Source organism: Paenibacillus sp. FSL H7-0326 (genome assembly GCF_001955535.1).
Classification (GTDB): domain Bacteria; phylum Bacillota; class Bacilli; order Paenibacillales; family Paenibacillaceae; genus Paenibacillus; species Paenibacillus shunpengii.
In genome coordinates this window covers 197516-219246 of the sequence record NZ_MPVN01000001.1, presented here as the reverse complement: position 1 = coordinate 219246, position 21731 = coordinate 197516, and the positions used below count along the sequence as shown (strand labels likewise).

The 21731-nt window shown below is 45.3% G+C and carries 17 protein-coding genes; 15 read left to right on the top strand and 2 right to left on the bottom strand.

Translation table 11 applies throughout. The features are described from left to right. The first annotated feature begins 36 nt into the window (after nucleotides 1-36). From BK126_RS00935 to speB (BK126_RS00915), 5 genes are all read left to right on the top strand, one after another. Nucleotides 37-1989, top strand: a complete 1953-nt coding sequence (locus tag BK126_RS00935) for an amidase family protein (RefSeq protein WP_256702665.1) — start codon at nucleotides 37-39, stop codon at nucleotides 1987-1989. A gap of 135 nt (nucleotides 1990-2124) precedes the next feature. After that, nucleotides 2125-3210, top strand: a complete 1086-nt coding sequence (locus tag BK126_RS00930; protein WP_076310874.1) for a Gfo/Idh/MocA family protein — start codon at nucleotides 2125-2127, stop codon at nucleotides 3208-3210. A gap of 104 nt (nucleotides 3211-3314) precedes the next feature. Continuing rightward, nucleotides 3315-4070 carry an SDR family NAD(P)-dependent oxidoreductase gene (locus BK126_RS00925; RefSeq protein WP_076310873.1) on the top strand — a complete coding sequence of 252 codons (756 nt, stop codon included), beginning with the start codon at nucleotides 3315-3317 and terminating at the stop codon, nucleotides 4068-4070. Nucleotides 4071-4283: 213 nt separating this feature from the next. Beyond that, nucleotides 4284-5897, top strand: a complete 1614-nt coding sequence (locus BK126_RS00920) for a catalase (RefSeq protein ID WP_076310872.1) — start codon at nucleotides 4284-4286, stop codon at nucleotides 5895-5897. Nucleotides 5898-6356: 459 nt separating this feature from the next. Further along, nucleotides 6357-7328, top strand: coding sequence for an agmatinase (gene speB, locus BK126_RS00915; protein ID WP_076310871.1), 972 nt, complete (start codon nucleotides 6357-6359; stop codon nucleotides 7326-7328). An 85-nt stretch (nucleotides 7329-7413) separates the two neighbouring features. Here speB (BK126_RS00915) and BK126_RS00910 read toward each other — a convergent pair whose 3' ends face one another. Continuing rightward, a complete protein-coding gene (locus tag BK126_RS00910) occupies nucleotides 7414-7962 on the bottom strand; it encodes an ANTAR domain-containing response regulator (protein WP_076310870.1) in 549 nt (182 codons plus the stop codon). Nucleotides 7963-8308: 346 nt separating this feature from the next. On the opposite strand from BK126_RS00910, the gene speB (BK126_RS00905) reads away from it, so the two are divergent. From speB (BK126_RS00905) to BK126_RS00870, 8 genes are all read left to right on the top strand, one after another. Then, on the top strand, nucleotides 8309-9310 hold the full coding sequence (speB, locus tag BK126_RS00905) for an agmatinase (RefSeq protein WP_076310869.1): 1002 nt from the start codon (nucleotides 8309-8311) through the stop codon (nucleotides 9308-9310). Continuing rightward, nucleotides 9294-10934, top strand: coding sequence for an ABC transporter substrate-binding protein (locus BK126_RS00900; RefSeq protein WP_076310868.1), 1641 nt, complete (start codon nucleotides 9294-9296; stop codon nucleotides 10932-10934). Before speB (BK126_RS00905) ends, BK126_RS00900 begins: the two co-directional genes overlap by 17 nt. 28 nt (nucleotides 10935-10962) lie before the next feature. After that, on the top strand, nucleotides 10963-11952 hold the full coding sequence (locus BK126_RS00895; RefSeq protein ID WP_076310867.1) for an ABC transporter ATP-binding protein: 990 nt from the start codon (nucleotides 10963-10965) through the stop codon (nucleotides 11950-11952). Between the two features lie 4 nt (nucleotides 11953-11956). Continuing rightward, the gene (locus tag BK126_RS00890; protein ID WP_305954022.1) at nucleotides 11957-13021 is read left to right on the top strand and encodes an ABC transporter ATP-binding protein; all 1065 of its coding nucleotides are present in this window, start codon (nucleotides 11957-11959) and stop codon (nucleotides 13019-13021) included. Beyond that, the gene (locus tag BK126_RS00885) at nucleotides 13014-13964 is read left to right on the top strand and encodes an ABC transporter permease (RefSeq protein ID WP_076310866.1); all 951 of its coding nucleotides are present in this window, start codon (nucleotides 13014-13016) and stop codon (nucleotides 13962-13964) included. Before BK126_RS00890 ends, BK126_RS00885 begins: the two co-directional genes overlap by 8 nt. A gap of 75 nt (nucleotides 13965-14039) precedes the next feature. Next, nucleotides 14040-14912 carry an oligopeptide ABC transporter permease gene (gene opp4C / locus BK126_RS00880; RefSeq protein ID WP_143757707.1) on the top strand — a complete coding sequence of 291 codons (873 nt, stop codon included), beginning with the start codon at nucleotides 14040-14042 and terminating at the stop codon, nucleotides 14910-14912. Next, nucleotides 14881-16224: an MFS transporter gene (locus BK126_RS00875; RefSeq protein ID WP_256702779.1), complete on the top strand. Its 1344-nt coding sequence runs from the start codon at nucleotides 14881-14883 to the stop codon at nucleotides 16222-16224. The genes opp4C and BK126_RS00875 overlap by 32 nt, the downstream gene beginning before the upstream one ends. A gap of 258 nt (nucleotides 16225-16482) precedes the next feature. Beyond that, the gene (locus BK126_RS00870; RefSeq protein WP_076310863.1) at nucleotides 16483-17358 is read left to right on the top strand and encodes a hypothetical protein; all 876 of its coding nucleotides are present in this window, start codon (nucleotides 16483-16485) and stop codon (nucleotides 17356-17358) included. 62 nt (nucleotides 17359-17420) lie between these two features. Here BK126_RS00870 and BK126_RS00865 read toward each other — a convergent pair whose 3' ends face one another. Further along, nucleotides 17421-18299 carry an AraC family transcriptional regulator gene (locus tag BK126_RS00865; RefSeq protein ID WP_076310862.1) on the bottom strand — a complete coding sequence of 293 codons (879 nt, stop codon included), beginning with the start codon at nucleotides 18297-18299 and terminating at the stop codon, nucleotides 17421-17423. Nucleotides 18300-18460: 161 nt separating this feature from the next. On the opposite strand from BK126_RS00865, the gene BK126_RS00860 reads away from it, so the two are divergent. Next, complete coding sequence (locus BK126_RS00860) at nucleotides 18461-19840, top strand: MATE family efflux transporter (RefSeq protein WP_445321897.1); 1380 nt, start codon at nucleotides 18461-18463, stop codon at nucleotides 19838-19840. 332 nt (nucleotides 19841-20172) lie between these two features. Further along, the gene (locus tag BK126_RS00855; RefSeq protein WP_076310861.1) at nucleotides 20173-21651 is read left to right on the top strand and encodes an alanine/glycine:cation symporter family protein; all 1479 of its coding nucleotides are present in this window, start codon (nucleotides 20173-20175) and stop codon (nucleotides 21649-21651) included. Nucleotides 21652-21731 lie beyond the last annotated feature (80 nt).

Below are 21731 nucleotides of genomic sequence, written 5' to 3'. Positions count from 1 at the left end.
GATAACATTAATAGAATGAGGGCGAGGGAATGGAGTATGAGAAATAGCAAAATGCAAATTATGAGTGTGCTCTTGGCTGGAGGGCTGCTGCTTCCAGTAGCCGGTTTTTCTGGCGAGAGAGCGGTTGCAGCACCTGTCAGCACGGAATGGTCTGAATTTATGGAACTGAATTGGGCTCCGAGTGAATGGACAGTGGAAACTGAACGACACAAGTCCATCAGTACCGAACAGTTTGCGGAGCTCATTAATCTGGCGGCCAAGGAAGCCGGCGCTGAGCGTCTTATTACGGAAATTACGCATTCGGATCAGATCAAGAGAGAAGTGGCAGCTCTCTTGCTGGATGAAATAATTGATGTGCCTTATGTTGAAGAAATGCTGTATCAGGACATTCCGATCAATAGTCCTTATGCAAGCTCAATTGGTGTAATCACGACGGCCGGCGTGATGAAGGGGATTGCGGAACATACATATGGTTATGGTAAACCCCTTACCAAAGGGGATGCAGCAGTTGTTGCTCTCAGGGTCTATCAATATTTACAGCCGGTGAGTGTCGTAGAGGCATCCATCTCGGATTTGCAGAAAGCAATGACTTCGGGAAGAGTTACCTCCGCAGAGCTGGTGGATATGTATCTGGAACGTATCGAGAAATACGATGTACAGGGCCCGAAGCTTAACTCAATTATTTCCCTTAATGAGCAGGCGGACGAGCTGGCTAAGGAGCTGGATGCCGAGCGTGGGAAGAGTGGATCAAGAGGTGCCCTTCATGGAATACCTGTCATTTTAAAAGATAATTTCGATACAGCGGACATGCCAACTACGGGAGGTTCATTAGCATTAAAAGAAAGTGTTCCATTGGATGATGCATATCAAGTAGAGAAGCTGAAAGAAGCCGGGGCAATCATACTAGCGAAGTCCAATTTGCACGAATTTGCATTTGGATATACAACAGTAAGCTCGGTGTCTGGTCAGACGCTAAATCCGTATAATGTATCCAAAGTGCCTGGAGGCTCAAGTGGCGGGACGGGGGCATCGATTGCGGCGAGCTTTGCCGCAGCAGGAATGGGCAGTGATACCGGCGGTTCTATTCGAGTGCCGTCTTCATTTAACAATCTGGTCGGAATTCGTCCCACCATTGGTTTGTCGAGTAGAGACGGAATCATGCCATTAGCATTGACACAGGATACTGGAGGGCCGATTGCTAGAACCGTTGCTGACGCAGCTGCAATTCTTGACGCAACAGTAGGCTATGACCCTGATGATGTGACTACAGCAGCAAGTGTGGACCGCATTCCGGAGTCATATCTGCATTATTTGGACCCAGCAGGATTAAACGGGGCCAGAATTGGTATTGTCCGTGAAGTGTTTGGCTCGGATCCAGATATCAATGATGTGATGGATGAGGCAATTCAGGACATGAAAGACCAAGGTGCTGTACTCATTGATCATGTTGAGATCCCTAACTTTAAACAGATCAACAGTTATGCCAGTCTTAGCGGCTGGGAATTCAAATTTCAGTTTAATGATTATCTCGAATCGCTGGGAGAAGAACGGGCATATGAGGATCTTGCAGCGATCATCGAATCCGGCTTATACGATGAATCGGTAAAGACACAGCTTATTGAGCGCAACAATCGGGAATCCCTTGAGGATGAGTCATACAAAGATATTGTTCTTCATCGTACCCAATTAGCACAGGATGCCGTACTTAAGATGATGGCGGATTATGATCTGGATGCTCTTATTTTTCCTACTTCCGCAAACCCGATTTCAAAGATCGGGGATGAGCAAACCATCGGCGATGGCTTTAAGCTCAGCTCCTTTACAGGTTACCCGACAATAACGGTTCCGGCTGGCTTCAGAGCCTCTGACAACATGCCGGTTGGGTTGGATTTCATCGGAAGACCTTTCAGTGAACCGACATTGATCAAGCTTGCCTACTCCTACGAACAGAACACCCAGCATCGTACGGCTCCTGTCTTAACTCCATAAAGATCGGTTAACATTATCGAACGGCGGATGTATTAGTCCGCTGTTTTTTTGCGTGTCCAATCCAGAAATTGAGTCAGCCCCTAGGGCGATGTGTTATAAATAGGATGATATGAAATGGAAGGTTGAGGATGAGAGATGGATAAAAATAAAATCGTATTCTCAGTAATTGGGGCTGGCTGGAGAGCTGAATTTTTTATGCGTGTGGCCGCAATGCTGCCGGATCTATTTGAAGTAAGCAGAGTGTTGGTTCGAAATGGGGCTAAGGCTGACCTATTTCAGAAGAAATGGGGAATAAAGACCGTAACAACATTGGATCAATTCCTGGAGAACCGGGACTATTCGTATGCGATTATTTCTGTACCATGGGATGCCAATCCGAATTACATAGCTGAGCTGAGCAAGCAGGGAATACCTGTACTCGCCGAGACGCCTCCAGCTCCAGATATGGACGGACTATTGAAGCTGCATCAGGAGCTGCCCGCAAATGCTAAGGTGGAAGTCGCAGAGCAGTACTTGTATCAGCCGATGCATGCGGCCAGAATTCGTCTTGCCCGGTCCGGTATTCTTGGTGAGGTCTCTCATGTTCAAGTATCAGCTGCACATGGATATCATGGAATAAGCCTGATCAGAGAATTGCTGGGGGCCGGGTATGAGAAGGCGAGTATTACAGGACATCAATTTACAAGTCCCATTGTGAAAGGACCGGGCAGACAGGGCTTGCCTGAAAACGAAGAGATCGTTGAGTCCATTCAGGAATTGGCAGTATTTCAATTTGGAGAGAAGACCGCGGTGTTTGATTTTTCCAATGTTCAGTACTTCTCTTGGATTCGGGGGAATCGGATCTTGGTTCGCGGGGAGCGTGGAGAAATTGTCAATGACGAGGTTTCTTATCTGAAGGATTTCAGAACGCCCGTCACATCCCGCTTAAGAAGAATAGATACAGGACACGGAGGAAATCTGGAAGGATACGCGCACCGGGGAATCCAATTTGAATCGGAGATGATCTATGAGAATCGATTCGAAAGCGGAAGGCTGTCGGACGATGAGATTGCTGTTGCGACAAGCATGTATAAGATGGGCCTCTATGCGTTAGATTTGGGACCTTCATTCTATAATTTTGCAAAGGCAGCACAGGATCATTATTTATCCATGATGATGAAGAGATCAATCAAGGAAGGTCAAGAGGTCATCACTGAAATTATGCCGTGGTCAAGCAGATAGGTAATCGTCCATTAATTCTCTAGAACCTCGTATTTTTCTGTCAATTGGGTAAATTACTTAGGTCGAGTTATAACCCAGAATATAAATGACAGGAGACATGCGAAATGGCTACACTAACAGACAAAGTTGCGATCATTACAGGAGGAGCCGGCGGAATCGGTAAAGTGACTGCTGAGCGGTTTCTGAAGGAAGGCGCGAAGGTGGTTATTGTAGACCTCGTGCAGGATGCCCTCGATACGGTGAAGTCGGAATTGTCATCACACGGTGAAATTGTTGCTATCCAAGCAGATGTATCGAATGAAGCAGATGTGGAGAAGTATGTAAAAGCGACCGTGGATCAATTTGGCAAAATTGATATTTTCTTTAATAATGCCGGGATCGAAGGTAAGGTTGCGCCGATCATGGAACAAGAGGTTCAGGATTTCGATAAGGTTATTGCTGTGAATGTCAGGGGTGTGTTCCTCGGATTGAAGCATGTGCTTAAAGTGCTTGTAAATCAAGGCTATGGAAGTGTTATCAACACTTCATCCGTCGCCGGATTAAGCGGAAGCATTGGAGTAACACCTTATATTACCTCGAAGCATGCGGTTGTGGGACTGACCAAAGCAGCCGCACTTGAGGTAGCCAGTAAAAATGTCCGGGTAAACTCCATTCACCCTTCACCAGTCAATACACGTATGATGCGCTCCCTCGAAACGGGAATGCAGACGGATCAGGAGACATTGGCCAAGGCTATCCCGCTGGGACGTTATGCTGAATCCAGTGATATCGCCAATCTCGTACTATTTCTCGCTTCTGATGAGAGCTCATTTATTACAGGTGTGCAGTATCGCGTTGACGGCGGTATGGGTGCGATGTAACCGGTCAGCCTTTATTAAAATATATAAGGATTTAGATCTAAGCCCCTTTTTGGCGATACAGCCGGGAAGGGGTTTTTTGGATGTGAATTTTCATGAGTCTACATTTTGCAATCATTTTATGCACACAAATATAAGAATAAAAATTCCAGTTGTGGAAAATATACAAGGGGTAGGCTTGACCTCACCCATATTATAGGAAAGTAGGTACATGCATTGGATACGCATAATACTGATCCGAAAACGAACATAGAAGACGACCAAACTTTAACGAATCGACAAGGTCATCCGATTACAAACAATCAGAATATTAGAACGGTCAGCAATCGGGGGCCTGCAACTCTGGAAAACTACGATTTTATCGAAAAAATAAGCCATTTTGACCGGGAAAAGGTGCCCGAACGCATTGTACATGCCAGAGGAGCAGGAGCTCATGGTTACTTTGAAGCCTATGGAACATGCGGGGATGAGCCGATATCCAAGTACACTCGTGCCAAGCTGTTCCAGGAAAAAGGCAAGCAAACACCCGTCTTCGTGCGTTTCTCTACCGTTGTACACGGCCTGCACTCTCCGGAAACGGTGCGTGACCCGCGCGGATTTGCAGTTAAATTTTATACAGAAGACGGCAACTGGGATCTCGTTGGCAACAATCTCAAAATTTTCTTTATCCGGGATGCAATGAAGTTCCCTGATATGATTCATGCGTTCCGTCCAGATCCAGTGACCAATATTCAGGACGCGAGACGGTTCTTTGATTTCTGTGCCAATTCGCCGGAATCCTTTCATATGGTTACATTTGTCTATTCTCCATGGGGCATTCCAGCGAACTACCGAATGATGCAGGGCTCGGGAGTAAACACATACAAATGGGTCAATCAAGAAGGAAAAGCAGTGCTTGTCAAATATCATTGGGAACCCAAGCAAGGCATTAAGAACCTCACTGTAAAGGAAGCAGAAGAGATTCAAGGGAAGAACTTCAACCATGCGACGCAGGACTTGTATGAGGCTATCGAGAGTGGTGACTACCCGGAATGGGAGTTGTTCGTGCAGATCATGGAGGATGGTCCGAATGAAGAGCTCGATTTTGATCCGCTGGATGACACAAAGCTGTGGCCGAATGATCAGTTCCCATGGAAGAAGGTTGGACGCATGGTGCTGAACAAGTCTCCTGAGAACTATTTCAATGAAGTAGAGCAGTCTGCTTTTGGTACAGGAGTACTGGTCGATGGACTTGATTTCTCGGATGACAAAATGCTGCAGGGTCGCACCTTCTCCTATTCGGATACACAGCGCTATCGTGTAGGTGCGAACTATTTGCAGCTGCCGATCAATGCCGCGAAGAAGCGTGTTGCAACCAACCAGGAGGGCGGTCAGCTTCGTTATTATAACGACAAGGCACCGGGGCAGAATCTGCATGTCAATTACGAACCATCCAGTATGGGCGGACTTACAGAAGCAGAGCAGACAGGAAAAGAGTACACCCCGTATGTCGAAGGCAATCTTGTCCGAGAGTCCATAGACCGCAATGACAATACGAAGCAGGCAGGTCAAACCTACCGTGATTTTGAACAATGGGAAAAGGATGAGCTGATCAACAACATGGTGAACGATCTTGCCATCTGCCCGAAGGACATTCAAGATAAAATGATTGCTCTTGCAGAGCAGGCCGATGATGACTATGGACGCCGCTTGAGAGAAGGCATTGCAGAGAAGAGCAAAATGATGGGTGACAATAACAGTGTTGCACAAACACATCCGCTTGGAGCCGATGATGCACCTGAGGCAGTGAATGAAGCAATTCAAAAAGGACACGAGCAGGATCCTTATTAAGAATGGCTTGCGGTGAGCTAGTCTGCTGAGAAGATCTTCTATTTCGGCGGATAAAGTACATAGGCCCAAGTATTCTTATGTCTGATAAAATATCCCTCGATAGTTAACATGAGTCGGACTGATCCTGTTGATCATGAACGATATTCCATGCTGTTGAGGGATTTTTTTATACAATATGATAAGATGGGGACGAGATTTGTGCAATAAGGAAGAGATTTATCAACTGTGTGAAGGCTTATAGACGGGTTGGTTCTTTAGATGCATAATTTAGTTGGCAGCTTGACCATTTTTCCATTGTTTGCTATATTACATACACAACAAATGCATATCTCAGGTAGTCTTTCCAAGACGGGTGACTACTTGATCGGCAATAGAGCCGCTTGCTTATCTAAGAAGATAAGGGAGCGGCTCTTTCTGTTTACTTTATGCATTTTTAAATCATTCTAAGGAGTGTTGTACATGTATCGACCTTTAACAGAGAAAGGCAAACCTGCTTTTGGAGGAATTCGTACCTTTATGCATCTTCCGCATATCAAGACATTGGATCATGTCGATTATGCTATTATCGGAAATCCATTTGATACGGGAGCCGGTTATGCAGTAGGCACAAGATTTGGTCCGTCAGCAATACGGGAAATGTCACAGCGAATCCGGACAACGAATCCGGCCCAAGGAATTGATAGCAGTGAGTATTTGTCAGGAATCGATTATGGTGACCTTTCCATCTATCCTGGTTATATTGAACAGACGTATGAAACCGTTCAAGAGCAGCTTGCTCCAATTTATGATAAAGGCATTGTTCCTATTATTTTAGGGGGTGACCACTCCATATCCTATCCTCATGTGAAGGCTGCTGCAGCCCAATATGGTCCGATCAGCCTCGTTCATTTTGATTCTCATTCGGATGCTTGGGAGCCTATGGATGAAATACGCAGGTTTTCTCATGGTAATATGTTTTATCATGGAGCCAAAGAAGGCTGGATCAATACTCAGACATCCATTCAAATGGGAATGCGGGGACATTCGAGCTTAACGCACTATGAAGAAACTCGTGCCCTTGGTTTTGATCTGCTTACTACCGATGATGTGAAGAGAATGGGGACGGAGCAGCTATGTCAAAGAGTCAAGGACAGAGTAAAAGACACACCGGTCTTCCTGACCTTTGACATCGATTTTCTGGATCCTGTGTTTGCACCAGGAACGGGAACGCCTGAAGTCGGGGGATTTACGACATATGAAGCGATTCAGATGCTGAGAGGACTTGCTGGAATAAATATCATTGGATGTGATCTTGTAGAGGTGCTGCCTGACCGTGATCCAACAAGGGTAACGGCTCTGAATGCGGCCACCATTGTATCGGAGTTTATTACACTTCTGGCAATACATCGCCGAAGTCAAAAGCTAATGGCTGCAGAATCTGTGACTGTCTGACTTCACGTTATATAAAAAAACATCCGCTGAAGCTAATTGCTCAGCGGATGTTTTAACGTGTGCGCCTGGCATGCCAGGAGGCAGATCATATAGTCTGTTTTAACACGGAATCAGCGACCTCGATGATTTTTCTGCGTTCATTCATTGCCTGTGTACGCATGAGTTCATACGCTTTGTTCTCACTTATATTTTTCTGTTTACTAAGTGACAGCTTTGCGCTTTCAACACGCTTAATCTCATCAAGCTTGCTGGATAAGAAACGATACTCACGTTCCAAATGGACCCTCATCTGATAGTTCTTTACTCCTATGAGCAATGACCATTGAAGCTCATTATCATTCATGCCTGAGCAGAGTACACCGTCGAGCTTCTCGTGGGGAGCGGCAGTAGCAGGTTTTCGTTCATCGCACCACCACAGAATAGGAAAAGAGAATAAGGAGTTTGCCGAATGAAGCCATTTCTTCAGTCGGCAAGCAGGCAAATCGAGAATGATCATTTCAAACCTGCTCTCTGTAAGCTTACTCATACATTCAGCTTCAACAGACTCAACACGATAACCTAGTTCTTTGAACTTGACATCAACTTGACATTTGGTCGTCGGGATATCATGAACATGCAATAATCTTGGTTTCATAATTTACCCATCACCTCGAAGTAGGAATTGAGACAACAGCTTTCGTGTTTTGTGTATGTACAAAGGAGAATGTTCCTGATTAATGATAATTTATATAATACATCTATTTAAAAGTCAACTGATTAAGTGAAGTAATCTGACACAAAAGTACAAAAAATAATAAATTTCAAGATAATATGTTAAACATATTGACATAAGTAACTCCTGTTTCTATAATTGCATTACACAACTGCATACAAGCATGCATCCTCTAGTATGGGATGCTTGTCTATGGCAAAGAGGCCGCTTAATTCTAAGCAGCCTCTTTTTGCTTTTTTCTAAGAAAATAGAATGGAGTGAGCTGAAGATGAAATATCGTCCACAGATTGAAATGGGGAAACCGTTGTATTCAGGAATCCATACGTTTATGCATTTGCCTTACGAACAAAACCTGGATGATGACGTGGATTTTGCCGTAATCGGTGTTCCGTTTGACACAGGTGTCAGTTATGGAATTGGAGCTAGGTTCGGTCCGTCAGCAATTCGAAGCATGTCGCAGCGGATCAGGCCGATCTCTCCCGTACATCAGATTGATATTTCTGAATATTTATCAGGGGTGGATTATGGGGATCTCATCGTTCACCCAGGTTATATCGAACAATCCTACCAGGCAATTGAAGAACAGCTGACGCCAGTATTTGAAGCAGGCGTGGTGCCGATATTGCTGGGAGGAGATCATTCTATATCACTTCCTCACTTAAGAGCAGCAGCCAAGAAGCATGGTCCTGTATGTCTGGTGCATTTTGATTCCCATTCTGACACTGGCCGATCCAAGCATCCGGAAAGAATGTGGTCGCATGGTGCTGTTTTCAGTTATGCAGTAGATGAAGGTCTGATCGATCCTAATCATTCCATCCAGATGGGAATGAGAGGAACAACATACCGTGCAGATGGTCTGGAGGAAGCCAGAGCGATGGGTTTTGAAGTGTTGACGACAGATGATGTCAGGGATTTAACCATTCCTGAACTTTGTCGCAAGGTAAAAGGCTGTGTCGGAGATCGCCCGGTGTTCCTTACCTTTGATATTGATTTTCTGGATCCGGTCTATGCGCCTGGAACGGGAACGCCAGAGGTCGGCGGTTTCACGACCTACGAAGCACAAAAGATGCTGAGAGGCTTGGCGGGCCTTGATTTTATTGGTTTTGACCTGGTAGAAGTACTGCCTGACCGTGATTCAAGTCAGGTGACGGCACTGAATGCAGCTAATATTGTGTTTGAGTTTATCAGCTTGCTTGCAGTAAAGCGTAGAGAGAAGTCAGAACGCGTGACACGGGCGGAAGGGGACATGTCATATGAGAAAATGGTTTAAAAAAATGGCTTTATTCCCTCTGATTGGCATGCTGCTTATAACAGGCTGCGGCTCACAGGGGGAAGGCGCGGGAACCGCAGTAGGAGCGGCGTCTGGTGGTAATGCTTCTCAAGCAAACCAGTTGACGATCGGAATCACCAATCCTCCGCTTATGTTTAATCCGATTGATTCTGACGGAAGTGGTTCGAGCGGCGCTGTGTTTACGTATCGTTATTTCTTTGACAGCTTGATCAAGACGACAGGACCACTTCAATTTGAGCTTCAGCTGGCAGAGTCATTTGAAACAGAGGACAATCAAACATTCAAAATTGCCCTCCATCCAGATGCAAACTGGACGGATGGTACACCAATTACGGCGGAGGATGTTGAATTTACGATTAATTTGATCGCCAATCCGAAGACCATTACAACTCAGCGCAGTGCTATTTTTTCATTGGACGGTTTAAATGAGAAAGGAATGCTGCCGGAAGGAAAGGACAAGCTGGAGTCCATTAAAGTCATTGATGACAAGCATCTGGAGCTGCGCACCAAAACCCCGGTTGACCCCAATCTCGTATATGAACGTTTCTCAGATGTGCTCATTGTACCTAAACACATATTGTCTGAAGTGAATCCCGCGGAACTGAACCAAAATCCGTTCTGGCGTAGTCCCAATGTAACCTCCGGACCTTATACTTTTGTTAAGTATGAGAACAAATCTTATGTTGAGCTGGCTGCCAACCCGGATTATTACCGGGGAGCACCGAAGATAGAGAAAGTGTTTATTAAAATCATGCCCGCTGCCAATATGGTTGCGCAATTAGAGTCTGGTGAGCTCGACATGAATGCTGCGCAAGGTGTTGGGAATATTCCAGCAACGGAGTGGAGCACAGTCAAGTCAATCGAAAGTCTAAAGACCCTTGAAGAACAGACCCGAAGATATAATTCCATTGAAATTAATACCGAACGGTTTCCTGATAAAAAAGTACGTCAAGCTCTTGCCTACGCAATCGATCGTCAAATGATTGTAGATCAGCTGATGCCTGGGACAGGCGAATTGCAGGATGGGCCTTATTCAAACAGCCATCCTTACCACGACGAGAATATCCTTAAATATTCCTATGATCCAGAACTAGCCAAACAAATGTTAGCTGAAGCAGGTTTCGATATGAATGCTCCCATTGAGCTTATTGTTCCGACTGGAGATAGAACACGTGAAATGGCAGGGAATATAATTCAACAAAATTTTCAGGCAATAGGTCTGAAGGTGAATCAGGTCAATTTTGATTTTCCAACGACGGTCTCTAAGCTGGTATCAGGAGATTTCGATCTTGCGCTCAGCAGCTTCGGAAGCATTATCGATCCTGACGGGCCAGCGACGGTCTACCGATCGACTGCAGCACTGAACGATATGCGGTATAACAATCCAGAAGTAGATGCGCTCTTTGATGCGGGTATGGCAGAGACGGATCCTGTGAAACGAGGTGAAATCTATGACAAGCTTCAAAATATTATTCAGGAGGATGTTCCACTCATCACGGTATATTCCGAGTTTAACCTTATGGCAATAGGAGAGGACATTAACGGTAAGGGTGGTGTCGTCGATGGTATGCACTATGACGTTAACACATGGGAACGCAGATAAGGATCAAGAATGACGAAGGAGGTACAGCATGAACGATTTGCTGACGGTTCGAGAGCTGAAAACCAATTTTCGTACAGAAACAGGAGAAGTGACGTCCGTTGATGACGTCAGCTTCTCTCTTCAAGAAGGCGAGACCTTATGTATCGTCGGCGAATCTGGCTGCGGGAAGAGCGTGACATCTCTATCGATTCTGCGCTTACTTGGACGAAGTGGTTATATATCTCACGGATCCATTCGGTTTCAGGATAAAGAGCTGGCTGAGCTCCCCGAACATGAACTGATTAAACTTCGAGGCAAAGATATCGCCATGATCTTTCAGGACCCGATGTCCTCTCTTAATCCGGTATTCACCATCGGAAATCAATTGATCGAGGTTATTCGGATGCATCTAGATTTAAACGCTAAACAAGCCAAAGAGCACGCAATAACCTTGCTTAAGCAAGTCGGTTTTTCAAGAGCAGAGCAGATTCTTGGTCAATATCCCCATACCTTATCAGGTGGAATGAAACAGCGGGTTATGATTGCCATGGCTCTTGCCTGCAAGCCCAAGCTCCTGATTGCGGATGAACCTACGACAGCTCTGGATGTGACGATTCAAGCTCAAATTCTCCAGCTGATTAAAGATATTCGTTCTGAATATGGCACTTCAATCATGCTGATTACGCATGACCTGGGTGTTGTTGCAGAGATGGCGGATCGAATTATCGTGATGTATGCCGGTCAGGTGGTGGAGGAAGGGGAAGTGTTCGAGCTGTTTGACCATCCTGCACATCCCTACACCAATGGCTTGATGGAATCCATCCCTCATATAGAAATGGATGACGTGAAGCTTCGCTCTATTCAAGGTTCGGTTCCTTCCCTGCAGGAGATGCCTTCAGGCTGCAGATTTATGAAGCGATGCACAAGAGCTGGGGAACGATGTCATTCGCTGCCTCCGCTTACAGAGATTAAAGCAGGTCACAAAGTAAGATGCTGGTATCCAATCATGCCGGACAATTTGTCCAAGATCGAGGGGTGAATCGATGTCCACATTACAGATGAATAAAAAAGAAATCATTACAGCTGCAACACCGCTGCTTCAACTAGAATCTGTTCATAAATATTACTCGATCAAGAAAGGACTATTCTCGAAAACCATCGGTCATATCAAAGCGGTGGATGGGGTGGATTTAACGGTGTTTCCTGGAGAAACAGTCGGACTTGTAGGAGAGTCGGGTTGTGGAAAATCAACGCTTGGGAGAAGCATTGTTAAGCTGGAGGAGGTTAGCTCAGGTAAGGTTTTATTTGAGGGAAAGGATCTTGCTCCGCTGCCTCTTGGACAAATGCGAGGAATCAGGCGCGACTTGCAAATGATCTTTCAAGATCCGTATTCATCCTTGAATCCGAGAAAGCGGGTCGTGGACTTAATGACAGAGCCGCTCAAAGTACTACGGGGGATGACGGATGGAGATGCTCTGCAGCAGGCTTCTTGGCTTATGGAGATTGTTGGGCTCCCTCTCTCAAGTCTTGGTAAATATCCACACGAATTCTCGGGAGGCCAGCGACAGAGAATAGGCATTGCTCGTGCTGTGGCCTTGAAGCCTAAACTCATCGTATGTGATGAGCCAGTCTCGGCACTGGATGTGTCGATTCAAGCCCAAATTTTGAACTTGCTGAAGGATTTACAACAAGAGTTTAATCTGACATACCTGTTCATTGGACATGGACTAGGCTCAGTTAAATATATGAGTGACCGAATTGCAGTCATGTATTTAGGAAAAATCGTTGAGATTGCTTCTGCCCAAGCTTTGTTTCAGCATCCGAAGCATCCTTATACCAAAGCATTATTGGATGCTTATCCTGTCCCGAATCCACATCTTCGAAATAAAGAACGGATCCTCCTGCAAGGGGATGTTCCGAGTCCGGCAGCACCACCGGCAGGCTGTCGTTTTCATACCCGCTGCCCGATGGCAAATGATAAATGTAAGGAAGAAGAGCCTGGATTGACGAATGATGGAATTGACCAGAACCATCATTATGCCTGTCATTATCCGCTCATAAGTAACCCAATAGTGAGGACTCGAGAAGAGGGGGCACTCTATGTTTAATTACATTATCCGTAGATTACTTATCGCCCTTCCGGTGCTTCTTGGTGTTACCTTTCTAAATTTTGTGCTGATTAACCTAGCCCCTGGTGACCCGGTGGATATGTATGTGAATCCGGATGTAACGGAGGAGGACAAGCAGATCCGGAGAGAGGCTCTAGGGCTCAATGATCCATTTATGATCCGTTATTTTAAATGGCTTGCAAACTTATTACAGGGTGATCTTGGGCATTCCTTCAGCTCATTCCAGCCTGTTACGGCCATGATTGCTGAACGAATTGGTCCGACCTTGCTGTTAGTCGGAGCTTCTATTTTGTTTGGTTATTTAATTGCTATACCGATTGGGATATATTGTGCTGTCAAATCTGGCTCCAAATTTGATTACTTGATGTCAACGGGCTCTCTTCTTGGTGTATCCATTCCCAATTTTTTTCTTGGACTAGGTCTTATTTATATCTTCGGTGTTCTGCTAGGTATACTTCCTACCGGTGGTATGAACTCGATGGGAGGAAGCGGAGGGTTCTGGGATACACTGACTCACCTTATCCTGCCTACAATTACGCTAGGGACCTCCATATCCGGGGGCATGATCCGTTATGTGCGTTCAAGTGTCATTGAAGTGCTCGGGCAGGAATATCTCAGGACGGCCAGGGCAAAGGGAATGAAGGAATTTATCGTTATTAATAAACATGCGCTAAAAAATGCGCTAATCCCTCTTATCACGATTGCGGGTCTTGATATTCCCATACTCATCGGCGGGGCAGTGATTACGGAAACGATCTTTCAGTGGAACGGAATGGGGCAGCTTACCATTCAAGCCATATTCTCAAGAGATTTTCCACTGCTTATGGGCGTGAATATGCTGGCCGCCTTGTCTGTGTTAGCCGCAAACCTATGGTCTGATGTGATGTATGCGGTTGTTGATCCACGTATCAAATACAGTTAATGAAAGGAGTGAGAAAGTATGCCTTCACTGAATGTGCAGCCTATTGCAGCTTCAGAAGATAGGACATCAGCAGCCATGGCTCAAGTGCCTTCCTATGAAGTGGATAGCTACTGGAGAATGATTAGACAGCGATTTATGCAGCACAAGCTTGCTGTAGCAGGCCTTATAATCATGGGATTATTAATTCTCGTTGGTATATTTGCGCCATTAATCGCGCCATACGATCCGAATGCAATTATAGGTGCGTTCTCCGCACCTCCTTCTGGGGCTCACTGGCTTGGAACGGATCAGGTGGGAAGAGATGTGCTCAGCAGGTTGATATATGCTACTCGGGTATCGCTTGCGGTAGGTGTTATCACCGTAATCCTGTATGTACTAATAGGTACAGTAGTTGGCGCCATTGCAGGTTATGTCGGAGGATGGGTTGACATGCTGATCAATCGAATTATTGATGTGTTTATGTCATTTCCCAGCATGATGGTCATTCTTGTACTGGTAACCGTACTTGGTACAGGACTCTCAAATATTATTATCGTGCTTGCTCTGCTTGGATGGCCAGCAGTTGCAAGACTGGTGAGAGGCAGTGTGCTCTCACTTCGGCAAACTGAATTTGTAAGAGCCGGGATCGCGCTTGGTTTCAGTTCACCTCGCCTCATCTTCGGACATATCTTACCGAATGCGATGGGACCTATTCTCGTCAATGCGACTTTTGGAGCAGCTGCCGCGATTCTATCTGAATCCTCTCTTAGCTTTTTGGGAATGGGCGTTCAGCCGCCGGCTGCAAGCTGGGGGAATATGCTGAATGCAGCACAGTCCATTACTGCACTGACCACTCAGCCGTGGTTATGGATTCCGCCGGGGCTCGTTATTATACTGTCCGTACTGTCCATTAATTTTATAGGTGATGGTATCCGTGATGCGATGGACTCACGCAGGACGGGTGTATGAAAGTAGAGGGCATATGAAGAATACCAAGCTCGATTTGCTGAAAAAATATCCAAGAGATGCGCTGCTGTTTATTGCCGCCAGCTTTGTCAATTCCACAGGCAAAGCGATCATGTGGCCACTAACTACACTATATGTTCACAATATAATGGGGAAATCCTATGGTGAGGCCGGACTCATTGTGTTATATCAAGCGCTGTGCAGTGTAATCGGTGAAATAGTAGGGGGGAATTTGTATTACCGGCTTGGCCCGAAGCTCCTGATTACCGGCTCCTTTATTCTGTCTGCTGCCGCGCTGTATGGTATAGCCTTCACTGACAGCTGGCCGGCGTATATTTTATGCGTGTGCTTGCTTGGCTTCGTTAACGGAATTGCACTTCCATCCTTGAACGCCTATGTTGGGTTTCGTTGGAAAGAGCATCGAAGAACACTGTATAACCTGATGTATGTGTGCAACAATTTCGGTTTGTCCATTGGAGCGATGGTGGGTGGTCTAATTGCTTCTATTTCCTTTACTTTAACCTATACGTTCACAGGAACAACAACACTCTTATTTGCCATATTTTTGCTATTTTTTATGCGTGTACGTGCAGGCACCTCTTCACATCCTCACTCTATTCCGAATACAGTTAAGAATCCCAATATAATAGAAGAAAGTAACCCGCTAATAATGGAAGAGGCACATTTGGATCGAAAAAGCTTATTGAAAAACATGAGCATATATTTATTTATTTCACTTGGTGCCATGTTCTTCTGGATTTCCTTCTCTCTCTGGTCAACGGGAATTGCTCCTTACATAGACGAGAAGGGGATGGATCTTAAGTTCTACAGTCTGCTGTGGACAATCAATGGTTTTGTAATCTTGTTCGGACAACCTTTTACTGCCTGGATGAAAAGCCGTTTTGCACAAACAATCGTTCGGCAAATGTTTGTAAGTGCAATATTCTCAGCTATTGCGTTTACTTTCATCCTGTTCTTCCATGATCAGTACATTTACCTCGTTCTCGGCATGATCCTGGCGACCATCGGTGAGATGATGCTGCTGCCGACAATTCCTACTTTTTTCTCTGAACGAACAGGCCCTTATGCACCTTTCTATATGGGGTTGTCCGGAGGATTTGCCAATGTGGGAAGAATGATTGGTCCGTTAATGTTCGGTAATGTATATGATCTTTGGGGGATTGTTCCGGTTATTTTTCTAGGCACGATGTCTTCATTTGCTGCACTTGCGATGTTCTATATTCATTCCAACTTAAACAAAAAAGAAGAGCCTGTGCACACCATATCGTTGAGACCAGAGACCCTGGGGAAATAAGCAAATAAGCTCAAAGGTTAAGAAAGGAGACTAACAAATTAGCCGTCATTTGTTAAGCACAAGTGACGGCTTGTTTAGCTAATTAGAGAAGGAGTATGATGATAAATTCTACAAATCCTCCGCCCCAGCGTACAACATTCCTTGAAGGACGGCAATCCACGCAAATGAATACACCAATACAAAAAGTTCAGAGCCCAATTCTGTATTTACAAGCAACTTTAAAGTATAAGGTCGCGTCCTATATAGAGGAGGTGCTGAATGATGAAAATCCGAACTCAAATGATATGGTTATTACTATTTGTATTTACGATTGCAGGGTGTGGTCAGAGTACGGAAGGGGGGCCTGTCCCTGATCCAGGAGTTGACCAAGGCGTTGTGGAGCCGAATGAGCCCGAGGCAGTAATCAAGGAAGCGAGAGGAACGCTTACAGGTCTTGCCGATCCGCACACGGTTGAGATTGTAATCGATGGCAAGCCGACAGCCTTTCAGTTAGGCGAGGGAATGCAGGATGCGATTGCAGAGGTAGAAGAGAACAGCGTGCTTGAGTTTAAATATGAAGAGCGACCGATTGAAGGCCAGGACTCCCTTCAGCAGTTGGTTCTCATTGAGATTATAAGCTCTGCACAAGGAAGTGAGGGTCCTAAAGGCATTGATTCTGAATCACCGGGAGACGGAAGACCTGCCGTAACAGAGATCGAATTGCAGCTTGAAGGTACGACGGAGCAAAAAGAAGCAGAGCTGGTAAAAGCAGCAGATGGATATTCTCTATATGTGTTTGATATATTCACCTTTAATCCTGAGACCGGTGTGTTGTCTATGGATGTGGATCCGGACTATGAGGTGAAGATTGGTCAAGAGAGCGGTGATACGGAGCTTGTACAGTTAAGAGAAGAGGGGATAACCAGACTCTCTAAGTATGGCACGGTAGAAGAACAGGAAAGTGGCAGCATAGACGATGCAAGCCTGTATCTAAAAGTACGGGAAGAAACGACAGGTGATTCCTATGAATATATCATCAAGGATATAGATGGCACCTGGTTCATTTATGAGGTATCCATCCCGCAAGGAGAACCGACGGAAGGGTTTAAGCCTCACGCCTATGCTTCTCTAAATACAATTGAGCTTGATCAATAGAGGCTCTCATACGTGGATAATAGGTCCGATACCGCTTAAGGGTTCGGACCTTTTTTCATTATCTAGGAGTTATCACTCATGAATAATCGCTTCCGAAAATTTCGTGGTGATATGCCTTCCTGTTTGGTGAAGCAGGATGTGAAGTACGCAGCCTGATTAAAGCCTACTTCTTCAGCAACCCGGCTGATGGATAGATCTGTTTGTAATAGCAGCAGCTTTGCCTGCTCGATTCGGTATTGCAGCAAATACTCGACTGGAGAACAATTGAATTCCTTCTGCATGCACCGTGCGATATAGACAGGGTGAAAATTGATATGCTCTCCCATGGTCTGAGCTTTGAATTCCTCCCGATAATACTTGCGTATATACGCAGCAGCTTTACTGGCGCACGTAGAGGAAGGCGAGGAAATCGGAGGCTCCAGTGCTCCTGCCAAATGCTCCATCAGCTCTTGAAAGACAAGCTGCTGTTTCCATAAGGATGGAGTATGATGACCATGCTGTACAAGCCCGGTTAATGTTCGAAGCAATTCCTCTGTTCTGTCTATGCTTGGCAGCGTGCCGAACTGGGGGATCTGTAACGTGAAGTAATTCGGGACCATTAACTGCAGCTCGGAAGAATCATGGCTCGGAAGCTTCAGAGATGAAGAATCCGTACTCCATGAGCTGGAAGATTGAAAATGCAGCCAGTAATAGGTTGTATCCTCCGAGCAATCTTTCGTCCCGTAATGATGCGCATCCGGCCGTAGTATTAAATATTTCCCTGCGCTGATCTGATAGGCAGTTCCGTTCTCTGTGACATCAAGCTCACCAGAGAGCACAACCAGCAGATCAAATATGCCGATATTCCTGCGGTTTGGATGCTTACCTGCCATAGGTCCATTACAAATCCCGCTCATGATATACTCCGGCAGCGGAGGGACGGAGAAATGAAGAATCGTCATAATAAAGCCCTTTCATTTCCTTAGGTTTGAATATTATAAGTTTGAGTTCATAAAATGATATTATCCATTTAGTATACCATCTATAATTTGAAAATGTTGAGGCGTTCAGAATGCTTTTTGTAATAAACGCTTATTTTGTTGTGGAGGTTGGAATATTAGATATGGATAGTAAAAAGTTTACGTTGTGGGTGCTGGCATGGCCCATATTTATTGAGCTGTTTCTGCAGTTTCTGCTCGGAGCAGTCGATACATTAATGGTAAGCCGGATTTCCGACGATGCTGTCGCTGTTGTTGGATTCTCTAATCAGCTGTTCCAGGCAATGACGGTCTTGTTTACAACGATTGCCAGCGGGGCGGGGATTCTGATTGCTCAGAAGCTGGGCTCAAGCAAGAAGCAGGATGCGCGCATTATCGGTATAATGGCCTTTAGCGTGACAACGCTGATCGGCATACTGTGCAGCGTCGTTCTGTATGTGTTTCCAGAACAAATTTCTACACTGCTGCAGCTCCCAGCCGGATTGCTTCCGCTCGCAGGGACTTATATTTCGATTGTAGGCGGGGGTATGGTGCTCGTGGCAATGATGGCGACGATGAGCACGGTGATTCGGAATACAGGAAATACGAAGGGGCCTATGTATGTTGCCATCGGGATGAATATTATCCACGTCTTCTTTAACTATGGATTCATATTCGGGGCCTTCGGTTTCCCGCAGTGGGGACTTACTGGAGTAGCGATCTCAACGGTCGTAAGCCGGCTTTTGGCTGTATTACTGCTGTTCTACATGTTCCTTCGTTCATTTGACTATAAGATACAGTGGAAGGAATTCCGGATATTTAACAAGCCTTTGTTCGGCGAGATTATGAAGATCGGCTGGCCGCTTGGGGTCAATTCCTCCTGCTGGGTCTTTACACAGCTTATCCTTTACTCTTTTATCGCGACGCTGGGATCGGCAGAACTGGCAGCGAGAACTTATATGAACACTCTGGAATCGTTCTGTTTCCTGCTTGGATCCTCAATTGCGATGGCAGCTCAAATTCAAATTGCGCATTTGTTTGGTGCAGGCAAAATAAAGGAAGCATACCGCAGTGCTTACAGGGCCCTGGGTATCGGGGCAATATATGTTGTCGTCAATGCATTTATACTCTTTGTATTCGGAAGACATATATTAGGCCTGTTCACCGATGATCAGACGATCATTGCGATTGGGGCCTCCTTGCTCGGGATGAATCTGATCCTGCAGCCGGGAAAAATGCTCAATATGGCACTCGGCAGCTCGCTCAATGCGATTGGTGATACGAGGTTTACAATGTATATCTCACTAGGATCGATGTGGATTGTAGCTACCGGGCTCTCTTACGTACTGGGAGTTCACATGGAATGGGGGCTGGTCGGAATTTATTCCTGCATGATCGCTGATGAATATTTAAGAGGAATCCTGTCTTATTACAGATGGAGAGGAAAGAAATATTTGAAGAAGGCAGAAGTGAGCAGCAACGAAGCTGTAACTCCTCCGTCTGTTGAAACGATACCTGCAATATAAATTGAAATCATCATTTAATGAAGAGTCCTTCTTATCATAGACAGGGCTCTTTATTTGTTTCACCTATTATTGACATAACCTGTGGCTTGCTGCTGTATAAATTACAAAATACCTACAGCTTCTCTCATTTCTCTTCTCTAATGCCAGAAACCTGATTTTGATTGATACTTATATGAAATATATATTGACATCGCATGGTTGAATCAGACTATAATAACTCAAGTTAGTTATGTAAAATATTCAAATCTTGGATATTTATAAAATGTTGGGAGGGATAAGTTAAGTTACATGACGCGATGAATGTAAAAGTATAATTCTCAGGAGGTTTGCAAATGGAGTCATTTGTTAATTGGTTAAACGGAATTATATGGAGTGACGCATTAATTTATCTATGTTTAGCGACAGGACTCTTTTATACTTTTGCAACGAGGTTTATGCAGGTAAGAATGGTTAAGGAAATGATTCAATTGATGTTTAAAGGGAAGAGCTCTGATGCGGGGGTCTCCTCCTTCCAAGCCTTGTCCATGGCTTTGGCGGGAAGAGTTGGAACAGGTAATATCGCAGGTGTAGCCACCGCCATCGCTTTCGGCGGACCGGGTGCAGTATTCTGGATGTGGCTGATTGCCTTCCTGGGTGCAGGCTCTGCTTTTGTTGAAGCAGCATTGGGTCAAGTGTACAAGACGAAGCAGGATGGGCAGTTTCGTGGTGGCCCCGCTTATTACATAGAGAAAGGTCTGAACATGAAATGGTATGCGGTCCTTTTTGCGATCGTGACCGTACTGGCTACCGGTGTGCTTCTTCCTGGTGTTCAAGCGAATAGTATTGCCTCAGGAATGACAACGGCCTTTAATATTGATCCTGTCATTACTGGCATCGTTCTTGTGGTTCTTCTGGCTGTTATTATCTTTGGAGGGGTAAAGCGGATTGCTAATGTTGCCCAGATCGTGGTTCCTTTCATGGCTGGAGGCTATATCATTATGGCAGTCCTTATTGTAATCGCGAATTTCTCTGAAATTCCAGCAGTATTCAGCATGATTTTTTCGAGTGCATTTGGTGCCCATGCTGCCTTTGGTGGAATTATTGGAGCAGCAATCAGCTGGGGTGTGAAGCGCGGAATTTATTCCAATGAAGCAGGACAGGGAACGGCGCCGCATGCGGCTGCTGCTGCTGAAGTATCCCATCCTGCGAAGCAGGGCTTGGTTCAGGCATTCTCAATCTATATTGATACATTGTTTGTATGCTCTGCTACGGCATTCATGATTCTGATCACGGGAATGTACAATGTAATTCCAGAAGGTGCAGCTCCGATTGTTAATAACTTGGGTGATGTTAGTCCAGGTCCTGATTTCACGATCAGGGCAGTAGAGACCTTCCTTCCAGGCTTTGGTGCTCCGTTCATTGCGATTGCACTGTTATTCTTTGCCTTCACGACCATCATGGCCTACTATTATATGGCCGAGACTAATCTTGCTTATATTAATCAGAAGACACGCCGGATATGGGCTGAGTTCGCACTCAAATTGGTCATCCTGTTCGCAACGTTTTACGGCAGTGTGAAAACAGCGAGTCTTGCATGGGGACTCGGGGATATTGGCGTTGGCAGTATGGCGTGGCTCAATATTATTGCAATTCTTCTTCTTACCAAACCTGCTCTCAAGGTGCTTAGAGATTATGAAGCACAGAAAAAAGAAGGCAAAGACCCCGTATTCGATCCGGTTAAGCTGGGCATCAAGAATGCTGAGTTCTGGGAGAAGGAGTACATTCCAGAAGTACCTTCAGACAAGAAGAGTAACAACACATTCAATTTTTAATCATACCTGTTCGATGACGACCATCAGCCAAAGCCCGCATATTACAGTGTAACGAATAGAGCATCCACGTGAAGATATGG

Bases quoted from the DNA above. Each gene is read 5' to 3' on its own strand.
- BK126_RS00925 (WP_076310873.1), top strand. From the start codon at position 3,315: ATGGCTACACTAACAGACAAAGTTGCGATCATTACAGGAGGAGCCGGC.
- speB (WP_076310869.1), top strand. From the start codon at position 8,309: ATGAAATATCGTCCACAGATTGAAATGGGGAAACCGTTGTATTCAGGA.
- opp4C (WP_143757707.1), top strand. From the start codon at position 14,040: ATGGCTCAAGTGCCTTCCTATGAAGTGGATAGCTACTGGAGAATGATT.
- BK126_RS00885 (WP_076310866.1), top strand. From the start codon at position 13,014: ATGTTTAATTACATTATCCGTAGATTACTTATCGCCCTTCCGGTGCTT.
- BK126_RS00930 (WP_076310874.1), top strand. From the start codon at position 2,125: ATGGATAAAAATAAAATCGTATTCTCAGTAATTGGGGCTGGCTGGAGA.
- BK126_RS00900 (WP_076310868.1), top strand. From the start codon at position 9,294: ATGAGAAAATGGTTTAAAAAAATGGCTTTATTCCCTCTGATTGGCATG.
- speB (WP_076310871.1), top strand. From the start codon at position 6,357: ATGTATCGACCTTTAACAGAGAAAGGCAAACCTGCTTTTGGAGGAATT.
- BK126_RS00895 (WP_076310867.1), top strand. From the start codon at position 10,963: ATGAACGATTTGCTGACGGTTCGAGAGCTGAAAACCAATTTTCGTACA.
- BK126_RS00890 (WP_305954022.1), top strand. From the start codon at position 11,957: ATGTCCACATTACAGATGAATAAAAAAGAAATCATTACAGCTGCAACA.
- BK126_RS00910 (WP_076310870.1), bottom strand. From the start codon at position 7,962: ATGAAACCAAGATTATTGCATGTTCATGATATCCCGACGACCAAATGT.
- BK126_RS00875 (WP_256702779.1), top strand. From the start codon at position 14,881: ATGCGATGGACTCACGCAGGACGGGTGTATGAAAGTAGAGGGCATATG.
- BK126_RS00865 (WP_076310862.1), bottom strand. From the start codon at position 18,299: ATGACGATTCTTCATTTCTCCGTCCCTCCGCTGCCGGAGTATATCATG.
- BK126_RS00935 (WP_256702665.1), top strand. From the start codon at position 37: ATGAGAAATAGCAAAATGCAAATTATGAGTGTGCTCTTGGCTGGAGGG.
- BK126_RS00855 (WP_076310861.1), top strand. From the start codon at position 20,173: ATGGAGTCATTTGTTAATTGGTTAAACGGAATTATATGGAGTGACGCA.
- BK126_RS00870 (WP_076310863.1), top strand. From the start codon at position 16,483: ATGATGAAAATCCGAACTCAAATGATATGGTTATTACTATTTGTATTT.
- BK126_RS00860 (WP_445321897.1), top strand. From the start codon at position 18,461: ATGGATAGTAAAAAGTTTACGTTGTGGGTGCTGGCATGGCCCATATTT.